General features: G+C 62.9%; 23 protein-coding genes. 4 read left to right on the forward strand and 19 right to left on the reverse strand.

Annotation, left to right across the window (positions count from 1 at the left end):
* A partial coding sequence (locus tag BUE21_RS12060; protein WP_143164517.1) for an RNA-guided endonuclease InsQ/TnpB family protein occupies positions 1-656 on the forward strand: 656 nt, incomplete at its 5' end.
* 56 nt (positions 657-712) lie between these two features.
* Here the strand turns inward: BUE21_RS12060 and BUE21_RS12065 are convergent.
* The 15 genes from BUE21_RS12065 to proB form a co-directional block, all read right to left on the reverse strand.
* The gene (locus BUE21_RS12065) at positions 713-1519 is read right to left on the reverse strand and encodes a PPK2 family polyphosphate kinase (RefSeq protein WP_073356938.1); all 807 of its coding nucleotides are present in this window, start codon (positions 1517-1519) and stop codon (positions 713-715) included.
* Positions 1520-1564: 45 nt separating this feature from the next.
* Positions 1565-3124, reverse strand: coding sequence for a ribonuclease G (gene rng / locus BUE21_RS12070; RefSeq protein ID WP_084523257.1), 1560 nt, complete (start codon positions 3122-3124; stop codon positions 1565-1567).
* A complete protein-coding gene (locus BUE21_RS12075; protein WP_073356912.1) occupies positions 3121-3768 on the reverse strand; it encodes a Maf family protein in 648 nt (215 codons plus the stop codon). Before BUE21_RS12075 ends, rng begins: the two co-directional genes overlap by 4 nt.
* 89 nt (positions 3769-3857) lie before the next feature.
* Positions 3858-4331, reverse strand: a complete 474-nt coding sequence (rlmH, locus tag BUE21_RS12080) for a 23S rRNA (pseudouridine(1915)-N(3))-methyltransferase RlmH (RefSeq protein ID WP_073356913.1) — start codon at positions 4329-4331, stop codon at positions 3858-3860.
* Positions 4332-4373: 42 nt separating this feature from the next.
* A complete protein-coding gene (rsfS, locus tag BUE21_RS12085) occupies positions 4374-4967 on the reverse strand; it encodes a ribosome silencing factor (protein WP_073356914.1) in 594 nt (197 codons plus the stop codon).
* Positions 4968-5175: 208 nt separating this feature from the next.
* Positions 5176-5397: a hypothetical protein gene (locus BUE21_RS12090; RefSeq protein ID WP_143164518.1), complete on the reverse strand. Its 222-nt coding sequence runs from the start codon at positions 5395-5397 to the stop codon at positions 5176-5178.
* A gap of 403 nt (positions 5398-5800) precedes the next feature.
* Positions 5801-6802, reverse strand: coding sequence for a pseudouridine synthase (locus BUE21_RS12095; protein WP_073356916.1), 1002 nt, complete (start codon positions 6800-6802; stop codon positions 5801-5803).
* A gap of 87 nt (positions 6803-6889) precedes the next feature.
* The gene (gene dcd / locus BUE21_RS12100) at positions 6890-7456 is read right to left on the reverse strand and encodes a dCTP deaminase (RefSeq protein ID WP_073356917.1); all 567 of its coding nucleotides are present in this window, start codon (positions 7454-7456) and stop codon (positions 6890-6892) included.
* 64 nt (positions 7457-7520) lie between these two features.
* On the reverse strand, positions 7521-8213 hold the full coding sequence (radC, locus tag BUE21_RS12105) for a RadC family protein (protein WP_073356918.1): 693 nt from the start codon (positions 8211-8213) through the stop codon (positions 7521-7523).
* Positions 8214-8241: 28 nt separating this feature from the next.
* Positions 8242-9429 carry a vWA domain-containing protein gene (locus BUE21_RS12110; RefSeq protein WP_073356919.1) on the reverse strand — a complete coding sequence of 396 codons (1188 nt, stop codon included), beginning with the start codon at positions 9427-9429 and terminating at the stop codon, positions 8242-8244.
* Between the two features lie 35 nt (positions 9430-9464).
* A complete protein-coding gene (hisD, locus tag BUE21_RS12115; RefSeq protein ID WP_073356920.1) occupies positions 9465-10793 on the reverse strand; it encodes a histidinol dehydrogenase in 1329 nt (442 codons plus the stop codon).
* A gap of 12 nt (positions 10794-10805) precedes the next feature.
* On the reverse strand, positions 10806-11456 hold the full coding sequence (gene hisG / locus BUE21_RS12120; RefSeq protein WP_073356921.1) for an ATP phosphoribosyltransferase: 651 nt from the start codon (positions 11454-11456) through the stop codon (positions 10806-10808).
* Positions 11457-11531: 75 nt separating this feature from the next.
* Positions 11532-12413, reverse strand: coding sequence for a class I SAM-dependent methyltransferase (locus tag BUE21_RS12125; protein WP_073356922.1), 882 nt, complete (start codon positions 12411-12413; stop codon positions 11532-11534).
* 3 nt (positions 12414-12416) lie between these two features.
* Entirely contained in the window at positions 12417-14000 is a 1584-nt protein-coding gene (locus BUE21_RS12130; RefSeq protein ID WP_143164519.1) for a bifunctional aminoglycoside phosphotransferase/ATP-binding protein, read from the reverse strand.
* 26 nt (positions 14001-14026) lie between these two features.
* Positions 14027-15211 (reverse strand): glutamate 5-kinase, encoded by a 1185-nt coding sequence (proB, locus tag BUE21_RS12135; protein WP_073356924.1) that lies wholly within the window; start codon positions 15209-15211, stop codon positions 14027-14029.
* Positions 15212-15562: 351 nt separating this feature from the next.
* Here proB and BUE21_RS12140 point away from each other — a divergent pair, with 351 nt between their 5' ends.
* Complete coding sequence (locus BUE21_RS12140; protein WP_073356925.1) at positions 15563-16699, forward strand: 3-deoxy-7-phosphoheptulonate synthase; 1137 nt, start codon at positions 15563-15565, stop codon at positions 16697-16699.
* 66 nt (positions 16700-16765) lie between these two features.
* Here the strand turns inward: BUE21_RS12140 and fur are convergent, their stop codons facing one another.
* Positions 16766-17197 (reverse strand): ferric iron uptake transcriptional regulator, encoded by a 432-nt coding sequence (fur, locus tag BUE21_RS12145; RefSeq protein WP_073356926.1) that lies wholly within the window; start codon positions 17195-17197, stop codon positions 16766-16768.
* A gap of 131 nt (positions 17198-17328) precedes the next feature.
* Here fur and BUE21_RS12150 point away from each other — a divergent pair, with 131 nt between their 5' ends.
* Positions 17329-17871, forward strand: coding sequence for an outer membrane protein assembly factor BamE (locus BUE21_RS12150; RefSeq protein ID WP_073356927.1), 543 nt, complete (start codon positions 17329-17331; stop codon positions 17869-17871).
* Between the two features lie 63 nt (positions 17872-17934).
* The gene (gene dapB, locus BUE21_RS12155; RefSeq protein ID WP_073356928.1) at positions 17935-18756 is read left to right on the forward strand and encodes a 4-hydroxy-tetrahydrodipicolinate reductase; all 822 of its coding nucleotides are present in this window, start codon (positions 17935-17937) and stop codon (positions 18754-18756) included.
* A 61-nt stretch (positions 18757-18817) separates the two neighbouring features.
* Here the strand turns inward: dapB and argB are convergent, their stop codons facing one another.
* The 3 genes from argB to BUE21_RS12170 all read right to left on the reverse strand — a co-directional run bounded on the left by argB (position 18818) and on the right by BUE21_RS12170 (position 21799).
* Entirely contained in the window at positions 18818-19708 is an 891-nt protein-coding gene (argB, locus tag BUE21_RS12160; RefSeq protein ID WP_073356929.1) for an acetylglutamate kinase, read from the reverse strand.
* 155 nt (positions 19709-19863) lie between these two features.
* Positions 19864-21339, reverse strand: a complete 1476-nt coding sequence (locus BUE21_RS12165) for an FAD/NAD(P)-binding protein (RefSeq protein WP_073356930.1) — start codon at positions 21337-21339, stop codon at positions 19864-19866.
* 259 nt (positions 21340-21598) lie between these two features.
* Positions 21599-21799, reverse strand: coding sequence for a hypothetical protein (locus BUE21_RS12170; protein WP_073356931.1), 201 nt, complete (start codon positions 21797-21799; stop codon positions 21599-21601).
* Positions 21800-21846 lie beyond the last annotated feature (47 nt).

Genomic DNA, 21846 nt, shown 5'->3' on the forward strand with positions numbered 1-21846 from the left:
ATTTCTTCGCCAAGCGTGCCCGCTACCCGCAGTTCAGGCGCAAGGACGGTAAACAGTCTGCCGAATACACCACCAGCGCATTTCGCTGGGACGGCTCGGCCTTGAAGCTGGCGAAGATGGATGCTCCGCTGGACATTCGCTGGTCGCGCCCGATTCCCAAGGCTGCCAAGGTCACCACCGTCACGGTTTCCAAAGACACGGCAGGCTGCTACTTCGTCAGTCTGCTGTGTGACGATGCCGTGGCCGCGAAGCCTGAAGCATCCGGCAAGGTAGGTATTGATCTGGGCCTGACTCACTTCGCCATCCTCTCCACCGGCGAGAAAGTCGCTGCACCCAACACATACCGCAAGAACCAGGCGAAGCTAGCAAAGCTGCAACGCCGTCTTGCAAAGAAAACCAAAGGCTCGAACCGACGAAGAAAAGCCAAGCTCAAGGTTGCCAAACTACTGGTAGGCATAGACAAGTGGTATCCATCGTCCAAACGCTGTTCGGACTGCGGATACACGATGCCGAAAATGTCTTTGAATGTGCGGCAGTGGACGTGCCCGGAATGTGGAGAACACCACGACCGGGACGTGAACGCTGCGCGCAACGTACTGGCCGCCGGACTGGCGGTGTCAGCCTGTGGAGAAGCGGTAAGTCCTGTGTCTTTTTGAGGCATCGGCGCGGTTCGGTGAAACGGGAGTCCCCTGCATTTTGGCAGGGGAGGATGTCAATTCACCACCAGGTCCTTGAACGCCAGATTGGGCGGGGGCAGGCGCAGTTTCATGTCGCGCAGGGTCTGCACCAGCAGTTGGGCGACCATCAGGTTGCGGTGGCGTTTGCTGTTGGCCGGAATCACATACCAGGGGGCGTGCGGGGTGGAAGTGGCCTGCAATGCCTGTTCGTAGGCGCGCTGGTAGTCGTTCCACTTGGCACGGGTGGAGAGGTCGTCGGCGGCAAACTTCCAGTTCTTGCCGGGGTCTTTCAGGCGGTCTTGCAGGCGTTCGCGCTGTTCTTCGTTGCTGATGTGCAGCATGCACTTGACGATGGTGGTGCCGGTTTCGCTCAGCAGGCGTTCAAAGTCGTTGATGTGGCCGTAGCGGCGTTGGGTTTCGGCCTTGTCGATCCAGCCTTCCACCGGGGGCACCAGTACGTCTTCGTAGTGGCTGCGGTTCCAGACGGTCAGCTCGCCATTGGCAGGGACGACGGCATGGCAACGCCAGAGGAAGTCATGGGCGCGTTCGCGCTCGCTGGGGGCCTTGAAGGCGGCAACGTGTACGCCCAGTGGCGAGGTGCGCGAGAACACCCAGCGAATGGTGCCATCCTTGCCGCTGGTGTCCAGCCCTTGCAGGATCAGCAGCACCTTGCGGCGTTTGCCCGCGTACAGGGTGTTCTGCAAATCGTCCAGTTCCACGGCCAGTTCGTCCAGGCGTTGCAGCTCGTCTTTCTTGGTGCCGAACGAGAAGGGCTTGTCGGAAGGGTCGATGTCCTTGAGGGTGTTCTTGGGGGAGATGCGGTATTTCTTGAAGGCTTCCATCGGGGGACTTTCTTTCCGGGTCATGGGTCGGGCTGACATGTGGTCTTAAATCAGCACAATATCATAGCGATCGGGGGCCAGCGTCGCCTCGGCGACCAGGGCAATGGGCTTGGCGATGAAGTCCGAGAGGCTGGCCAGGTACTGGCTTTCTTCGTCGAGAAACAGCTCGATGACTTCCGGCGCGGCCAGTACCTTGATTTCACGTGGGCTGAATTGCCGCGCTTCGCGCAGGATTTCGCGCAGGATTTCGTAGCAGACGCTGCGGGCGGTCTTGACTTCGCCGGTGCCCGCGCACACTTCGCAGGGCTGGGTGAGGGTGCGTGCCAGCGATTCGCGGGTGCGCTTGCGCGTCATCTCCACCAGGCCCAGCGGGGAGAATTCGCACACGGTGGTCTTGACGCGGTCGCGTGCCAGTTGGCGGCGGAATTCCTGCAAGACGGCCTGCTGGTGTTCGGTGCGCACCATGTCGATGAAATCGACCACGATGATGCCGCCCAGGTTGCGTATGCGCAGTTGCCGCGCAATGGCCTGTGCGGCTTCCAGGTTGGTCTTGAAGATGGTGTCGTCGAAGTTGCGTGCGCCCACATAGCCACCGGTGTTCACGTCGATGGTGGTCAGGGCCTCGGTCTGGTCGATGATGAGGTAGCCGCCGGACTTGAGTTCCACGCGCCGACCCAGCGCGCGGTTGATTTCCTCGTCCACGTTGTACAGGTCGAAGATGGGCCGCTCGCCCTGATAGCGGCGCAGTTTCTGCGCGGCAGCGGGCATGTATTCCGCCCCGAAGGCGTGCAGCAGGCCATGCTGTTCGCGCGAGTCGATGCTGACGCTGTGGGTGTGCTCGGAGACCAGATCGCGCAGTACCCGCTGCAACAGGCTCAAATCCTGGTGCAGCAGGCTGGTGGCGGGTTGCTTCAGGGCTTCGCTGCGGATTTTTTGCCAGGTTTTGCGCAGGTAGCGGATGTCTTCCAGCAATTCGGCATCGCTGGAGTCTTCGCCATTGGTGCGCACGATGAAGCCTCCGCCGCGCTGCTGCACCGGGGTGTGCTGCTGCACGAGTTGCTGCACGCGGTCGCGCAGGACATCGCGCTCGGGCTGGGGGATTTTTTGCGATACGCCAATGTGTTCGTCCTGGGGCAGGAACACCAGCGAACGCCCGGCAATGCTGATCTGGGTGGACAGCCGCGCGCCTTTTTTGCCAATCGGGTCTTTGATGACCTGCACCAGCAGGCTCTGGCCCTCGAACACCTGTTTCTCGATGGGCCTGACCGGCTCCAGCCGCCGTGTGGCAAAGGTCACGCCTTCGGGCAGGCGTTGCCAGACATCGGCGACATGCAAAAAGGCGGCGCGCTCCAGGCCAATGTCCACAAAGGCCGACTGCATACCTGGCAGCACGCGCGAGACCTTGCCCAGATAGATGTTGCCCACCAGCCCGCGCTCCAGCGTGCGCTCCAGGTGGATTTCCTGCACCATGCCGTTTTCCACCACGGCCACGCGGGTTTCCTGGGGCGACCAGTTGATGAGGATGTCCTGTGCAGTATCGGCCTGGGTGTGGAGCGGCTCGGCCTGCGCTGCGGCATCGGCACGGGGGGAATCGCTGCGGTTCATGCGGCCTCCACAGGGGCAGAAGTCTGCAACAGATCATGGCCCACGGGGTAGCCGAATGCTTCCAGCAACTGCGCCGTCTCGAACAGCGGCAGGCCCATGATGCCGGAATAACTGCCGCTGATCTGCTGCACAAACGTGGCCGCCAGCCCCTGAATGCCGTAGCCGCCAGCCTTGCCCTGCCACTGGCCACTGTGCACATAACGCTCGATGGCAGCGGCATCCAGGCGGGCGCACTGCACCCGCGAGTGCGAAAGGGCCTGCCGCACCTGCCCCTGATGTTCCACAGCCACGGCCGTGAACACATCGTGGGTCTGGCCAGACAATTGCACCAGCATGGTGCGTACCGCCTCAGCATCGGAAGGCTTGCCCAGAATTTGTGCATCCAGTGCCACGGTGGTATCGGCACAGAGAATCGGCGCGACTTCCAGCCCGCGTGCCTGGGCGCGTTGGCGAGCGGCTTGCAGCTTCAGCCCCGTCACCCGCAGCACGTAGTCGCGCGGTGCTTCGCCCGGCTGCTCGGCCTCCAGTTGCTCGGCGGCATCCAGCTCGGTGGGCAGGGGCAACAGCAGCCGGTGCGCCACGCCGATCTGCGCCAGCAACTGGCTGCGCCGGGGGCTTTGCGAGGCAAGGTAAATGAAGGGCATCGGAGCAACCTTTTTCAGGATTCAGAAAACAGACCGGACGGATACAAACCCGCCAGCAGCCACTGTATCGCTGCCAGGGAAGGTCTGCCTCACTCCCGGTGATAGGGGTGGTTGGCCAGCACCGACCAGGCGCGGTAGAGCTGTTCTGCCAGCAGCACCCGTACCAGTGCGTGCGGCAGCGTCAAGTCGGACAGGCGCACGCGCTCATGGGCCGATGCCCGCAAAGCCGGGTCCAGTCCGTCGGGGCCACCAATCAGAAACACCACATCGGCCCCACCCGCACGCCATTCCTTCAGGCGGCTGGAGAGGGACAGCGTGGTGTGGGTCTGGCCGCGTTCGTCCAGCACCACCCGGTAGGCATCGCGCGGAATGGCCGCTTCCAGCCGCTCGCGTTCGGCAGTCATCAATTGCGCCGTGGTCTTGCCACCAGTGCGCGGCTCGGTCTTGACCAGCCGAATTTCCAGCCGCATGTCTGCCGGGAACCGCTTGGCGTATTCATCATAGCCCTGCTGCGCCCAGGCCGGGATTTTCTGGCCCACGGCCACGATCATCAGCTTGCGCATGGCAATGAAGGGCTGTTCACACCAGCCAATTGCACCGTGGCATCAGACTGCCGGATCGGCCGCATCGGTGGGAGGCACATTGGCAGCCACAGGCTTTTTTCGCGCTGTGGTCTTGCTTGCCGGGGTCTTGCGAGTGGTGGTCTTGCGGGCCGCAGTGGTTTTGCGGCTGGCGGTTTTCCTGGCGGCGGGTTGGGCAGCGATTGTGCCATCAGCGGCTTCTTCAGTGCCTGCGGCTGTGCTGGCGGTCTTGCGGGGAGCACGGGGCTTGGATGCCTTGAGGGGCTTGTCGCCCCAGATTTCTTCCAGCCGGTAATAGGCCCGGATGGCGGGCTGCATGATGTGCACCACGGCCACGCCGCAATCGACAATGATCCACTCGCCGTTTTCCTCTCCCTCGGTGCGGGGCTTGGGGAAACCAGCCTCGCACAGCTTGTCGCGCACGCTGGCCGCCAGAGCCTTGGTCTGGCGCGAGGACGTTGCACTGGCAATCACCACCCGCTCGAACAGGGGCGACAGGGCGGTGGTGTCGAAAATGCGGATGTCCTGTGCCTTGATGTCTTCCAGTCCCTCGACGATGGCGGCCTGGATGGCAGAGGTCTGGCGTTTGGCGGAGGTTTCGTTCAGGGTGTTGGTCATTCAGTCAGCAATCGGGTTGGCGAATCGGGGGCATTGGGGGTGCGGTGTACGGGCCGGTGTCTCCAGCTCCGCCTCCACACGAAAGAATGCTATTTTCCCACGGCTTGCACGCCACATGGCGGTAGTTTTTGCGGGATTCGGCAGGCGGCATGCCGCCGCCCCGCTACAGCGACACACCCCAACCGGTGCGCCACCGTGCCACGGGCCGTCAGTCTGCGCGGCGCGTACCGGCCTGGCCCAGACGCTGGGGCAATGCCGCAGCCGCTGCAACGCTCACGGTCTGCGCCACGGGAGCCGACAGGCTGGCCTGGGCAGCACCCGTGCGGGCGGCATTGGTGCCCGCAGAGGAAGCCCCTGCCAGCACCAGTGCCGAGAACAGCACCACGCTGTGTTTGTCAAAGGTGAAGCGATTGACTTTGTTTGAGGTCATGACCCGGTCTCCTTTATTCATAAACACCCCTTCATGGAAAGCAATCCATGCCAAAAGTGCCACAAAGAAACACAATGTTTCTATTCGCACGCCACGGCAATGAAAAAGCAATAACCATGCCAAAGATGATATTTGGCTGTTTGGGACAGGGCGCATTACATCAGCCCCGTATGACAACCCGATGAAGCAGCAGGAAAAGGGCCACGGATTCAGGGCGTGTCATCATTCAGATTCACCCCCTGGAACGAATGCTGCTTACTTAACGCCGTCATTCCGGCGAAAGCCTGAATCCAGTGACGACATGGAGGAAAAACACGTTCGTTTCTCTTGGCTTGCTTTGTCACTGGATTGCCGGGTCAAGCCCGGAATGACGGGAAACAGGCCTAAGTAAGTGCCATTCCCCCTAGAACCGCTCATCCTCCGCCAGATACCGCCACTGCCCCTTGGGCAGATTGCCCAGCAGCACACGCCCAATGCGGATGCGCTTGAGGCCCACCACATGCAGCCCGACCTGCTCGCACATGCGGCGAATCTGGCGTTTCTTGCCTTCGCGCAACACAAAACGCAACTGCTCCGGGTTCTGCCATGTCACCTCGGCGGGCAACAGCGGCTGCTCGTCCAGTGACAGGCCATGGCGCAACAAAGCCAGCGACCGCGCCGGAAACACCCCCTGCACATTCTGCTGCACCATGCCCTGGGGGCTGGCATATTCCACGCGCACCAGATACTCCTTGTCGATCTCGCTGTGTTCGCCAATGATCTGCCGTGCCACCACGCCATCCTGGGTCAGCACCAGCAGGCCGGTGGAATCGATGTCCAGCCGCCCGGCCGGGGCCAGACCGCGCCACTGGCTGGGATGAAAGCGCACCGGGCTGGCATCCTCGCGCCAGCGATTCTCGGCGGTGAGCAGGCTGGCAGCGGGGGTGTGACCATCTTCGGCCTGGGCACTGACATAGCCCACCGGCTTGTGCAGCAGGAATGTGACCTGGCTGCTCTTTTGCTCGTTGGCGCGACGGTCCACGCGAATGGCATCCTGGGGCAGCACCCGCTGGCCCATCTGCGCCACCTCGCCATTGACGCGCACCCAGCCATTGGCAATCCACTCATCGGCCTCGCGCCGCGAACACAGCCCCATGTCGGCCATGCGCTTGTTCAGGCGCGAGGAGCCATCGGCAGGCGCGGCTGGGCGCACGGGCTGTGGCGCAACCCTCGCCACGGGTGGCCGCACCGATGCCACCCCGGCCTTCGGCGCAGGCGGTGCATGATAGACATTCGAGCGCGGCTTGGGAGGCGCGCTGTTCTTCGCTGCCCTGGGGGCGCGATCGGGTGCAGATGCGGGCTTGCGCACCGAACCGGCGGGCAGGGAAAGGCGACCGGGTTTGCGGGCGGGAGGGGAATTGTCCATCGTGAGCAGCCTGTGGCAGGCGGAAAAAAGAAAAGCCGGAGAAAAAATCGACAGCGTGCCCGTTGCAGGGGCACGCACCTGCACCCGTCAGGTGCGCGGCAGGGTCACACCGTGCTGTCCCTGGTACTTGCCGCCCCGATCCTTGTAGCTGACTTCGGGCGGCTCGTCGCCCTCGAAGAACAGCACCTGGGCACAGCCCTCGCCCGCATAAATCTTGGCAGGCAGTGGCGTGGTGTTGGAAAACTCCAGCGTCACAAAGCCCTCCCATTCCGGCTCGAACGGGGTGACATTGACGATGATGCCGCAGCGGGCATAGGTGCTCTTGCCCAGGCAGATCGTCAGCACATTGCGCGGAATGCGGAAATACTCGACGGTGCGCGCCAGCGCGAAGCTGTTGGGCGGAATGATGCAGTAGTCGTCCTCGAAATCGACAAAGCTTTTCTCGTCGAAATTCTTCGGATCGACCACCGTGCTGTGGATGTTCGTGAACACCTTGAATTCACGCGCGCAGCGAATGTCGTAGCCGTAGCTGCTGGTGCCGTAGCTGATGATCTTCTGCCCATCCACCTGGCGCACCTGCCCCGGCTCGAACGGCTCGATCATGCCGTGCTCCTGCGCCATGCGGCGGATCCATTTGTCGCTCTTGATGCTCATATTTGGAATCCCCAAGGGGTTGCTGTTGCGTTTGCCCGCATTGTAGGGGGCGCGAAGCCACTGCTCACATCATCCCCCGCTCCGCCATCGACAGGCTCTGGCCTCTGGCGACAATCAGGTGGTCGATGACCTGGATGTCCAGCAGGTTCATGGCATCCTGGATGCGGCGGGTGATTTGCAGGTCGGCCTGCGAGGGTTGTACCTGGCCGCTGGGGTGGTTGTGTGCCAGCACGATGGCGTGGGCGTGGTGGTGCAGGGCGCGCAGGGCGATTTCGCGGGGATACACGCTGGTCTGGGTGAGTGTGCCGCGAAACAGTTCTTCGAGGGCGATCAGCCGCAACTGGCTGTCGAGAAAGAGCACGGCAAAAATCTCGTGCGGTTTGTGTGCCAGATGTGCTTGCAGGTACTGGCGCATGGCCTGCGGGGAGTTGAGCGTGCTGCCCTGCTGCAATTGCTCGGCCAGTGCGCGGCGCGCCAGTTCCATGACGGCCAGAATTTCCGCCCGCTTGGCAGGCCCCAGTCCCTTGATGCGTGCCAGATCGGCCGGGCTGGCGTGCAGCAGTGCCGTCAGTCCGCCAAATCCACCTGTGCCCTGCACTTGCTGGGCTTGCAGCAGCGATTGCGCCAATGCCAGCACACCCTGCCCCGGCAGACCGGTGCGCAGCAGGATGGCCAGCAGTTCGGCGTTGCTGAGGGCGGATGCGCCGCGTGTGAGCAGTTTTTCGCGGGGGCGGGAGTCGGCAGGCAGGTCTTTCATGGCGGCTCCGGTGGCTGGGCGAAACGGCTTATTTGGAGAGAAGCCGCATGGCTTCTTCCAGCCCCTTGAGGGTGAGCGGGTACATGCGCTGGCTCATGAGCCGCTGGATGATGGAGGTGCTTTCCTGGTACTGCCAGTAGGCCTGCGGCTCGGGGTTGATCCAGGCGTGCTGCGGGAAGGCGTGGGTCAGGCGCGAGAGCCATTCCGCGCCGGGTTCGGGGTTGTTGTATTCGACGCTGCCGCCAATGTGCAGGATTTCAAACGGACTCATCATGGCATCGCCGACGAACACGAGTTTGTAGTCCTTGTTGTATTTGCGGATGATGTCCCAGGTCTCGAACTTTTCGGCAAAGCGGCGTTTGTTGTTGCGCCAGACGAAGTCATAGACGCAGTTGTGGAAGTAGTAGAACTCCAGGTGCTTGAATTCGGCCTTGGCCGCCGAGAACAGTTCTTCCACGCGGGCAATGTGCGCGTCCATCGTGCCGCCCACGTCCATCAGCAACAGCACCTTGACGTTGTTGCGGCGTTCGGGAACCATCTTCAGATCGAGCCAGCCTGCGTTGGCAGCGGTGGCGCGGATGGTGTCGGGCAAGTCCAGTTCCAGATCGCCCCCGGCGCGGGCAAACTTGCGCAGCCGCCGCAAGGCAACCTTGATGTTGCGCGTGCCCAGCTCCTGACTGTCGTCGTAGTCGCGGTAGTTGCGCGCTTCCCAGACTTTGACGGCGGTGCGGTTGCGGCTTTTTCCGCCGATGCGGATGCCCTGCGGGTTGTGGCCGCCGTGCCCGAACGGGGAGGTTCCGCCTGTGCCAATCCATTTGTTGCCGCCTTCGTGCCGCCCCTGTTGTTCTTCCAGGCGTTTCCTGAGGGTTTCCATCAGCTCGTCCCAGCCCATTTTCTCGATGGCGGCCAGTTCTTCCGGGCTGAGGTGTTTTTCCAGCATCTGGCGCAGCCAGTCTTCGGGAATGTCCCTGGTATCGCCCACGACCTGTTCCACGCCCTTGAAGTACGCGCCAAACGCACGGTCGAACTTGTCGAAGTGCTTTTCGTCCTTGACCAGCACGGTGCGCGCCAGGTAGTACAGGTCGTCGATGCTCCAGGCATCGGCAGAGCGCGGCCCCACCACGCCTGCATGCAGGGCTTCGAGCAGGGCCAGAAACTCCTTGACCGAGACGGGCAGTTTGGCGGCACGAAGGGCGTAGAAGAAGTCGATCAGCATGGGCGTGGGGCGGTGAGGGTCAGAAGAATGCCGCGTCAGCGGCTGTCGGCATCCAGTCGCAACACGGCGGCCTGCCCGTGCGCCTGCAAGCCTTCGCCTTCGGCCAGAATGTGGGCAACCTTGCCGAGTTTCTGCGCGCCTTCACGGCTGACTTCGATGATGCTGCTGCGCTTCTGGAAGTCCAGCACGCCCAGCGGCGAGCTGAAGCGGGCCGTGCCGCTGGTAGGCAGGACGTGGTTGGGGCCGGCGCAGTAGTCGCCCAGGCTTTCGCTGGTATAGGCTCCCAGGAAGATGGCTCCGGCGTGCCGCAGCAGCGGCTCCCAGCGGTGGGGTTCGTTGCTGGAGACTTCCAGGTGTTCGGGGGCAATGCGGTTGCTGATCTCGCAGGCTTCTTCCATGCTGCGGGTGTGGATGAGCGCGCCGCGTCCGTTGAGGCTTTTGGCAATGATTTCGGCACGCGGCAGGGTGGGCAGCAGGCGGTCGATTTCAGCCTGCACGCGGTCGAGGTAGTCGGCATCGGGCGAGAGCAGGATGCTCTGCGCGAGTTCGTCGTGTTCTGCCTGGCTGAACAAATCCATCGCCACCCAGTCGGCGGGCGTGGAGCCATCGGCCAGCACGAGGATTTCGCTGGGGCCGGCGATCATGTCGATGCCGACCAGCCCGAACACGCGCTTTTTCGCGCTGGCAACGTAGGCATTGCCGGGGCCGGTGATTTTGTCCACGCGCGGCACAGTCTGCGTGCCATAGGCGAGGGCCGCCACGGCCTGTGCGCCGCCAATGGTGAAGGCGCGGCTCACGCCGGCCACATACGCGGCGGCCAGCACCAGCTGGTTTTTCTCGCCACGCGGGGTTGGCACGACCATGATGATCTCGCCGACTCCGGCCACATGCGCTGGCAGGGCGTTCATCAGCACGCTGCTGGGGTAGGCGGCCTTGCCACCGGGCACGTAGATGCCAACGCGATCGAGCGGGGTGACTTTCTGGCCCAGCAGACTGCCATCGGCATCGCGGTAGCTCCAGCTTTCGCCCGAGGCTTTTTTCTGGGCTTCGTGGTAGCTGCGGATGCGGGCGGCAGCGAATTCCAGCGCGTGCCGCTGGGCATCGGGCAAGGCATCGAAGGCGGCTTTCAGTTCCGCCTGGGTCAGTTCCAGTTCGTGCAGGCTTGGCGCGGCCATGCCATCGAAGCGTTCGGTGAAGCGCAGCACGGCGGCATCACCTTCCTGCTGCACGGCAGCGAGGATGTCGGCAACGCGGTTTTCGATTTCTGCATCGGTGTCGGCCGACCAGTGCAGGCGTTGCTGGAACCGGGTTTCAAAGTCGGGCGATTGCGTGGAAAGGCGCAGGGGGCGGGCTTGCAGGGTCATGGAGTGGCTCTCTCAAACGGTGGCGACGGGGGCGGTGGCCGCAGCGAAGGTGTCGATCAGCGGGCGCATGGCGGCCTGCTTGAGCCGCAGGGCAGCCTGATTGACGATGAGCTGGGAGCTGATGTCCATGATGTGCTCGACTTCCACCAGGTTGTTGGCGCGCAGGGTGTTGCCGGTGGAGACCAGATCGACAATGGCATCGGCCATGCCGGTGAGCGGGGCCAGTTCCATGCTGCCGTAGAGCTTGACCAGATCGACGTGTACGCCTTTGCGGGCAAAGAATTCGCGGGCAATGTGCGTGTATTTGGTGGCCACGCGCAGGCGCGCGCCCTGACGCACGGCGTGGGCGTAGTCGAAGTCGCGCGGTACGGCAACACTGACGCGGCACTTGGCGATCTGCAAGTCCAGCGGCTGATAGAGGCCGTGGCCACCGTGCTCGATGAGCGAATCCTTGCCCGCCACGCCGATGTCCGCGCCGCCGTATTCCACATAGGTGGGCACGTCGCTGGCGCGCACCAGCACCACGCGCAGATCGGCGCGGTTGGTGGGCAGAATGAGTTTGCGGGATTTGTCCGGGTCTTCCAGAACCTCAATGCCCGCTGCGGCCAGCATGGGCAGGGTTTCGTCGAAGATGCGCCCCTTGGAGAGTGCCAGGGTAATCATGGTGTGTCTGCGGTTATGAATGGCAAGGTGGCCACTGGCGGGCAGTGGCATGTATCGGGCCATTTTAGTGCCCGGTCAGCGTTTGCGCTGCAACATGGAGCGCATGTCTTCCAGCGCGATGCTGGACTGCGGCTGCACGGTGGCCTTGGGCGGTGCCCGGAAGGCGTGGCCGTAGATGATTTCAAAAGTGAGGGTGACGGGCTGGGACGGGGCGACGCTGGCGGCCAGTGCCGCTTCCAGCCGTTGCCGCCAGCGCGGGGTGCGCAGTCCGGCAAAGCGTTGCGGGTGGAAGTTGCGGCCCAGTTCGCGCAATTCCTGCCAGAGCCGGGCCGGATCGGCGTATTGCAGGTGGATGCGCTCCATGTCCATCACTGGCTCGGCAAAGCCGTGTTGCACCAGCATGTCGCCCAGGTCGTGCATGTCGGTGAACTGGTGTCCGGCGGGGGGCCAGCCCTGCGCGGCATACAGATCGCGCAGTTGCTGCACGGTGTCCGGCCCCAGGCAGGAGAACATCACGAAGCCTTCGGGCTTGACCAGGGATGCCCAGGTTTGCAGCAATTGCTGCGGGTCGGCCTCCAGGTGCAGACCCATGTTCGACCAGAGCATGTCCAGGCTGCGTGGGGCGGGCAGGTCGAACTGCACGCCGGGGTGGCGGCGCAACCACTGGCTCCAGCCCGATGGCTGCCAGCGGCTGCGGGCCGCCTGCTGGTGGCCGGGGTCGCGCTCGACGATGTGGCACTGCGCCTTGGGGTAGCGTTGCGCCACCAGCTCATGGGTTTGCGCTCCGCCGCGCACCGGCTCCCAGTCGCACCAGAGTTGCGGGTTGCGCACAATCCACTGCAACCGCTCCTGCATGCGCTGGCCCACTTCCTCGTGCAGCCACGGGCTGCTGGCGGGGCTGACGCGCTGCCAGCGGGCGGTGGCCACGGGGTCGATGGTGGGCGGTGCGGTGTGCATGGTTCAGCCCTGTGGTTCCAGCAGCCGCTGCACGGCTTGGGCGGGTGCGGTGCGGGTGGTGTCCACACGCACGGCAAAGGGCTGTTCCTGCGGGGTGAGCGGCTCGCGCTGGCGCAGTTGCTGCGCCAGCACCTGGGCGGTGGCTTCCGACGCATCGTGGCCCTGCTGCTGGCGCGCCTGCACGCGCTGCACCAGCGTGGCTTCGTCGGCATCGCAGTCCAGAATGGTGAAGGGCACGCCCAGCGCGTCGGCCAGTTGCCGGAAGTTCTGCCGCTCGCTCTGGCGCAGAAACGCAGCATCGATCACCACGGGGTAGCCGCCCTGCAAGGCGGTGCGGGCGACCTGCTGCAAGCGGGCAAAGGTTTGGGTGGTGGCTTCGGCGGTGTAGATGTCCAGCCCCTGCGCCTGCGAGTTTTGCCCGGCTTCCAGGCCGAACAGGCGTTTGCGCTCCACGTCGGATCGCACGCGCACTGCGCCGCTGTGCTCCAGCCACTGCCGTGCCACCGTGGACTTGCCGGAGCCGGACACGCCGTGCATCAGCACCAGCCGGGGCTGGGGCAGTTGGCTGCCGGTGGCGCGATCGAGCCACTGCGCATAGGGCAGACCCGCTTGCGGGTCTGTGCCGCCACAGGAGAGCTGCGCCACCATGGCCCGCACCAGGGCGCGATAGACTTCGTAGAACCGCCAGGTGGCCAGCGCGTCGTAATCGCCACTGGCTTGCAGGTAATCGTCCATGAACCCGGCGGCCAGATCGGGGCGGCCCTGCACCTGCAAGTCCATGGTCAAGAAGGCCACGTCGTTGGCCACGTCGATCCAGCGCATGGCGGGCTGAAAGTCGATGCAGTCGAAGGCGGTGACGGTATCGGCCAGCTTCACGACATTGCCCAGGTGCAGATCGCCGTGGCATTCCCGCACCCAGCCCGCATCGCGGCGTTGCTGCCAGACGGCTTGCAGACGCTGCGCCTGGCCCTGCACCCAGCCGCGCCATTGGGGCACGGAAGCGGAGAATGCCGAAGTGTCCAGCGGCTGCAAGACTTTCAGCACTTCTTCCAGCACCAGGGCCGGACTGCCGTAGGCGGCTTCGGGCGGCGTGCCGGGCAGGGACTGGTGGAAGGCGGCCAACCGCTGCGCCAGCACGCGCATGTCGTCCTGCCCGGCCAGCCCCTGCTGCACGCGCTCGCTCAGCAGACTGTCGGCGGCAAAGCGGCGCATACGCACCAGATGGTCGATGCTGGCGACCTCCTCGGGATGGGCATCAGGGCTGGCATCTGCGGCGGAAAGCGACAGGCGCGGAGCCGCTGGCGTGCCCTGCACGGGCAGCACGTCCAGATACAGTTCGGGCGCGAGGCGGCGGTTCAGGCGCACCTCTTCTTCGCAGAAGTGCTGGCGCAGTGCCGGGGTGGAGAAATCCAGGAACGGAAAGCGCACGGGTTTTTTCAGCTTGTAGGCACAGTCGCCCGCCAGCAGCACCCAGGAAATGTGCGTCTGCAAAAGCTGCACCGGCGCGCCGGTGTGCTGTTGCAGCGCGTGTTGCAGGGCCTGCACCAGGGCTTCGCTGTCGGCCATATCGGTAGGGGAATCGGTCATATTCAGGCTCCGGGTTTCGACAAACTTCAGACCAGCACCAGATTGTCGCGGTGCACCATTTCGTTCTCGGCCACATAGCCCAGCAGGGTTTCGATGTCGGTCGAGGCATGGCGGCACAGCAGGCGGGCTTCCTTCTGGTTGTAGTTGGCCAGACCGCGCGCCACTTCGCGGCCATTTTCGGCCTGAATGGAGATGACATCGCCCCGGCTGAAACGCCCCTTGACGGCCACCATGCCAATGGGCAACAGGCTCTTGCCTTCTTGTGTGAGCTTGAGCACCGCACCCGCATCAATCACCACCGCGCCATGCACTTGCAGGTGATCGGCAATCCACTGTTTGCGCGCCTGCAATTTGTGCAGCGGGGCCACCAGCAGCGAACCGATGTGCTCCTGCCCCAGCAGCAGGCGCGGCAGCACGTCCGGCTCACGCCCCCAGGCAATCAGGGTACTGGCCCCGGAACGGGCGGCGCGCCTGGCCGCCAGAATCTTGGTGAGCATGCCGCCCGTGCCCACGGCACTGCCCGCGCCCCCGGCCATCTGCTCCAGCGATGGATCGCCCGCGCGGGCGGTCTCCACCTTCTGCGCATGCGGGTCCTTGCGCGGGTCGGCGGTGTAGAAGCCCGGCTGGTCGGTGAGGATGATGAGCAGATCGGCCACCACCAGATTGGCCACCAGAGCCGCCAACGTGTCGTTGTCGCCAAAGCGGATTTCGTCGTTCACCACCGTGTCGTTCTCGTTGATGACGGGCACGATGGCCTGCTTGAGCAGCGTCAGCAGCGTCACCCGGGCATTCAGATAGCGTTCGCGGTCGGCCATGTCGGCGTGGGTCAGCAGCACCTGCGCACTGCCCAGTGCGTACTTGCGCAGCTTGGTCTCGTACATCTGCACCAGCCCCATCTGTCCGACGGCAGCGGCGGCCTGCAATTCGTGCAGCTCACGCGGACGCTGGCTCATGCCCAGGCGTTTCATGCCTTCGGCAATCGCGCCGCTGGAGACGACGATGACCTCGCGCTTCTCGTTGCCATCATCGCCATGCACCAAACGGCTGAGCTGGCGGCACCATTCATCGATGGCCTGCTCGTCCACGCCCTGGCCATTGTTCGTCACCAGACTGGAACCCACCTTGACCACAATGCGCCGCGCCTGGCGCACCACCTCCCAGGCATCGGACGGTAACAAGGCAGAAAGCGAGGCACTGGATGAAGAAGACATGGAGCACGCAAGGGTTGCAGACAAGGAACCGGGGATTATCCCATTCCCACGGGCATCCGGCGGTCATGGCCATTTGCGCAAAAGCAGCCACTTCACTGCGCCATGCCATTGCCCGTGCTCGCGGTGCGCAAAGCCGCCGACAACATGGCTATTTTTTTGTGGTACATTCACCCACATGTCCGTTACACGCGCTTTTTACTTTTGGTTTTATTTCTCTGTCCAAGGCGGATGAGAGGTAAACGCGCGAGTTTCAGTCAAGCACACGTTCACCAAAAACCGCCGAGGCTCCCCCGCCCGGCGGTTTTTTTTTGAAAAATTCCCTGCAACCTTGACCACGAAAATCCCTTTGCCATGAATGCACAAGCCAAATACCCTGATACGAGCAGCCCCTGGTATCGCCCGGTGAAAAAGACCAGCCAGACCGACAACCAGCGCATCCAGGACATCACCGTGTTACCCCCTCCCGAACATCTGATCCGTTTCTTCCCCATCAAGGACACCCCCATCGAGGCCCTGATTGCCGACACGCGCGGCCGCATCCAGCGCATCATGCAGGGCGAGGACGACCGCCTGCTGGTGGTCATCGGGCCTTGCAGCATCCACGACCCTGCTGCCGCGCTGGAGTACGCCCGCAAGCTCAAAGTGGTGCGCGAGCAGTACCGCGACACGCTGGAGATCGTCATGCGCGTGTACTTCGAGAAGCCCCGCACCACGGTCGGCTGGAAGGGCCTCATCAACGACCCGTACCTGGACGAAAGCTACCGCATCGAGGAGGGCCTGCGCATCGCCCGCCAGGTGCTGATCGACATCAACCGGCTGGGCATCCCGGCGGGCAGCGAATTCCTGGACGTGATTTCCCCGCAATACATTGGCGACCTGATCGCCTGGGGAGCCGTGGGCGCGCGCACCACCGAAAGCCAGATTCACCGCGAACTGGCGTCGGGCCTGTCCGCCCCCATCGGCTTCAAGAACGGCACGGATGGCAACATCAAGATCGCCACCGATGCCATCCAGTCGGCCAGCCGCTCCCACCACTTCCTGTCGGTGGACAAGAACGGCAAGGTGGCAATTGTGGTGACGGAAGGCAACCCCGACTGCCATGTGATTCTGCGCGGCGGCAAAACCCCCAACTACGATGCCACCCATGTGGCGCAAGCAGCCGCCGAGCTGGAAGCGGCCAAGCTGCACCCCTCGCTGATGGTCGATTGCAGCCACGCCAACAGCAGCAAGAAGTTTGAATTGCAGAAAGTGGTGGCGCAGGACATTGCCAACCAGATCGCAGGCGGCTCGCAGCAGATCTTCGGCGTGATGGTGGAAAGCAATCTGCACGAAGGGGCACAGAAATTCACCCCCGGCAAGGACGACCCCGCATGCCTGACCTACGGCCAGAGCATCACCGATGCCTGTGTGGGCTGGGACGAATCGGAGTCGATTCTGGCACTGCTGTCGGACGCGGTATCACAGCGTCGCCATGCACGGCAGGGTTAAGCCAACGGCAGCAAAACCCCAGTCAGGACACACGGCCTGACTGGGGTATGGACGTGGCACCGAAGCTCAGCGGCCGTTGTTCTTGTGGCTGCCTTCGGGGCTGATGCCGTAGATCGTGATGGCGTGGTCGTGCACCACCCAGCCGCGTTCCTCGGCAATTTCACGCAGCCGCTGTTCAATGGCCGCATCGTAGAACTCCTCGACCACGCCGGTGGATGTACACACCATGTGGTCGTGAGGCTGGCCCTCGTTGAGTTCGTACACGGCCTTGCCGCTCTCAAAATTGCGGCGATCAAGAATGCCTGCCTGCTCGAACTGGGTCAGCACCCGGTACACGGTTGCCAGGCCAATGTCGGAGCGTTCGTCCAGCAGAGTGCGGTACACGTCCTCTGCCGTCATGTGGCGTTGCTTGGCTTTCTGGAAGATTTCCAGAATCTTCAGTCTGGGCAGCGTTGCCTTCAGACCCGTGCTTTTCAGTTCTTCAATGTTGTTGCTCATGAAAATAATCCCGTATGCGGCCACCCTCGCAGCCCGCCGCCCATAATGGCGTGTCCCCTAGCACGACAATGGCAAAATGCCTGTCGCTACAATCGCACATATCATAGCCGCTTCTCCTGGATTTTCTGCCAATGATCGAAAGACCTTTTTACACCGTTGCAGCCGCATCGTTGGTGCTTGCCAGCCTGACCGCCTGCTCCAGCATCAACCGCACCAGCCACGACCTGGTCGAAGCGGTCACGCCGTACCGCATCGAAATCGTGCAGGGCAACTTCGTCTCGCGCGAACAGGTGCAGGCATTGCAGCCGGGCATGTCGCGTGAGCAGGTGCGCAACATCCTCGGCTCGCCCCTGGTCACCAGCCTGTTCCATGGCGACCGCTGGGACTACGTCTTCAGCATCAAGCGGCAGGGCGTGGACATTGAGCGCAAACGGCTGACCGTGTATTTCAACGGGTTTGTGCTGGAGCGGGTGGAAGGCGACGAAATGCCATCCGAGAGCGAGTTCGTGGCGCAACTGGCCGGGCGCAACCGCCCCGGCAAGATTCCCAAGCTGGAAGCCGATCCGAAAGACCTGCAACGCTACGCTCCCGATTCGTCCGATGCGTCCAGCACCGCAGGCAATGCCCCGCAAGCCCCGCAACCCGCCATCAGCTACCCGCCGCTGGAATACTGATCGGGGCGTGTTCCCACATGCACCATTCCATCACCATCAGAAAAACCAGAAAAGGAAACCGCCATGTCCCCGTCTGACGCACCCGTGCGCATCGCCATTGCAGGAGCCAGTGGCCGCATGGGTCAGGAACTGATTGCTGCCGTGCTGCAAAACCCGGCAGTCCAACTGGTCGGAGCCTTCGACCGCGCAGGCAGCCCGTCACTGGGTCAGGATGCTGGCGTGACCAGCGGCCAGCATACCAGCGTTGCCATTACCGCCGATGTGGCACAGGCCCTGCACAACGCCCAGGTCTTCATCGACTTCACCCGCCCCGAAGGCACATTCCAGCACCTGGAAGCCGCACGCACGCTGGGCGTGAAAGCCGTCATCGGCACCACCGGCTTCTCGGACGAGGAAAAAACCCGCATTGCCGAATTCGCCGCGCAGAACGCCATCGTGTTTGCACCGAACATGAGCGTGGGCGTGAATGTCACCTTCAAGCTGCTGGAACTGGCCGCCAAGGCCCTGTCCACCGGCTACGACATCGAGGTGATTGAAGCCCACCACCGCCACAAGGTGGATGCCCCCTCTGGCACAGCCCTGAAAATGGGCGAAGTGCTGGCCGAAGCCCTGGGGCGCGACCTGAAGGACTGCGCCGTGTACGAACGCTATGGGCACACGGGCGAGCGCGATCCGTCCACCATCGGCTTCTCCACGATTCGCGGCGGTGACATCGTGGGCGACCACACCGTGCTGTTTGCCGGAACGGGCGAACGCATCGAAATCAGCCACAAATCATCCAGCCGCGCGGGCTACGCCCAGGGCAGCGTACGCGCCGCCACGTTCCTGCAACGGCAAAGCACTGGCCTGTTCGACATGTTCGACGTGCTGGGGCTGCGCGACTGAACAGCCCCACCAGGATGTGGCGCAACAGCGGCCCGTCACTGACCGCTGTGCATCCGCGCTCTCAGTGCGAGCGGATCATCGTGCCATAGGGCGTGTCGGTGAGAATCTCCAGCAGCATGGCATGGGGCACGCGGCCATCAATGATGTGTACCGAGTTCACGCCGCTCTTGGCCGCATCCAGCGCGCCGGAAATCTTGGGCAGCATCCCGCCGGAAATCGTGCCGTCCTCGAACAGTGCATCGATTTCCCGTGCCGACAGATTGGTGAGCAGATTGCCCTCCTTGTCCAGCACCCCAGGAGTATTCGTCAGCAGCATCAGTTTCTCGGCTTGCAGCACCGATGCGAGCTTGCTGGCCACCACATCCGCATTGATGTTGTAGCTCTCGTTCTGTTCGCCATAGCCCAGTGGCGTGACAACCGGAATGAAGGCATCGTCCTGCAAAGCCTTCACCACACTGGGGTCGATGCTGAGAATATCGCCCACCTGCCCGACATCGTGCAGCAGATTCGGGTCTTTCTGGTCAGGCATCTTCAGCTTCTGTGCCCGGATGAAGGCTCCGTCACGCCCTGTCAGGCCCACAGCCTTGCCACCGGCCTGGTTGATGAGACCAACGATGTCCTGCTGCACCTCGCCAGCCAGCACCCATTCGACCACGCCCATGGTCTCGGCATCGGTCACGCGCATCCCCTGGATGAAATGGCCGGTCTTGCCCAGCCGCTTGAGTGCCGATTCAATCTGCGGGCCGCCACCATGCACCACCACCGGATTGATGCCCACCAGCTTGAGCAGCACCACGTCTTCGGCAAAATCCGCCTGCAACTCCGGGTCGGTCATGGCATTGCCGCCGTACTTGATGACCATGGTCTTGCCATGGAACTTGCGGATATAGGGCAAAGCCTGCGCCAGAATTTCGGCCTTGTCACGCGGTGCGATTTTCAGTTTTTCAGTCATGGTGGTGATGGGTGTAGCCCTGAAACACAAACAGACGGCTCAATCGTCGCCGCATTCCAGAGAAAAAGGAAAAAGTCGGAAACCAGACAAATTGTGCCTGATTTCCAAGGCTCCCCATGCCATGCTGGCATTGCTTCCACCCAAGCCAGCTGCCTCTATGCCGCCACCGTCTGCTCCACGGCCTGCGAAGGCAAAGCCTCTGGCAATTGCCCACGAATGGCACGGGCAATCAGCCCGGCCTGGGGAACCTGTTCGGGAATGGCGTTGGACTCCCAGATCGTGCCGCGCACCGGATGGCCGATGGCATACAGACCACCCTGGGCCTGGGACTGCGCATCCAGCACTGCGCAATCCTGCGCGCGAATGCGAATGCCAAAACCCAAGGCATCTGCCTGCACCAGCCCGCTGTGCAGCAACTGGTGCAGCAGTGGCTCGGCGGTCTTGCGCCAGTCGAACTCAAAGCCCAGGCAATTGATGACGCGGTCAAACACCTCGGTCTGTACGGCCGTGCCCTGCGTGGGGCGGTACTCCACGACAATGCGGCCCGATGAATCCAGACGCAAGGCCGTGACCGTACCGCGCCGTGCCTGATAACGCCCCTGGGCAATGGCACGCTCCTGCCAGGCCAATGCCGCACCGGCACAGCGGTGCAACGAAGCCTCCCACTGCGAACGCAGACGATGCATGAAACGCCGCCGCTCAGCGTCCGATGCACGCGCCCAGAGCGTGGGAACATGTGCGCGAATGCTGGGCACAATCCGCTGCCAGTGTTCCCCACTCTGGCGTAGCTTGCGCCGCTGGGTATTGATCTGGCGCAGCAACGGCAACAGCGTCACCCCCTGTTCAGGATATTGCAGAAAGTCCGGCCAAGGCTCCACTTCCAGCCGGGCATGCAACTTCTGCCCTCGGCGCGAGAACGCCACGAACTGCCCCTGGAAACCACCCTGCTCGGCATTGATGAGGGCATCGAGCGAACTCAGACCTGTGCCCAGCAAGGCCACACGCTCATCCCGCTCAATGCCATCCCAGGCCGCTTCGGCCCAGAGATTGCCCACATAGCGGGCACTCTCGTGCACCTGTGCATCCACGGCAAAAGGCAAAGCCGCCGCCTGCCGCGCGAATACACCGGTGGCCAGCACCAGATGATCGGCATCCAGCACCACACCATCATTCAACTCCACCCGATAGGCATGGGACGAGCCAGCCACTGGCTGCACGGCCACGGCCCGATTGCACCGATGCTGCACCACAATGCGGCTGTCTGCCTGCCGCAGGGCCTGTTGCAGCGTGTCCTGAATGTAGGTTCCATAAAGTTTGCGGGGGGCGATACTGTCCTCCAGCAAAGTGCCTGCTTCCGGCTCCCAGCCATGCGCCGTAGCATGGCGGCGCAGCCATTCGACAAAATGCAGGGGTTCGTCCTCATACAGGCTGAAAGCGCGTGCCAGCCCGTTGAGCAGGTGCTGGGGGTTGGCCGTGCTGTAGGCCAACCCCAGCCCCAATGTCTTGCGCGATTCGACGACCGTCACATGCACGGGCTGGCGCACGTCCTTGAGCAGACGCAGCAGCACCGCCGTACCGGCAAGTCCTCCCCCAATAATCACGATATGTGGCAACCGTTGTGCAGACCCCATGACTTGTATCCCAGGATGATGGAAAGCGGCCCACTATAAGACAGCCCCCCTCCCCCGGCAAAAGCCATTGTTTTCATATCGAAATGCCTTGGGTGGATATGCCATCTCAAGACAGGAACAGTGAGATCACTCCCACCCAATTATCATCAAGAGAAAAATATCTTTATACATCAATATCTTATTTATATTCATGTTTATGATGCCATGAAAAGTACCACGCGACGCCAAGAGAAGTTAAGCTAGCACCGTCGGATGGCGTTCAACCTCCAGCCTTGCGCCGCTTCTCCCGCTCGGCGTCGGCTAGGTCGCCGGGCCACCTCGCCAACTCGTCATCGGTGAGGCCCGCCAGGATTTGCGGCAGGTTCATGGTCCGGTGCGGAGGGATCGGCAGGTCATTGGACGGCGGGCCGTCGGTGATGAAACACGGCTCGGCCTGGTCGTCCTGGCGCAGCTTCGTCATGTTCTTTCCTCTTAGCGTTCATCCTAGCAAGTGGCCATCACACTCTT

Origin of the sequence: Lampropedia hyalina DSM 16112 (assembly GCF_900129055.1) — a bacterium.
In the GTDB taxonomy this organism is placed as follows: domain Bacteria; phylum Pseudomonadota; class Gammaproteobacteria; order Burkholderiales; family Burkholderiaceae_C; genus Lampropedia; species Lampropedia hyalina.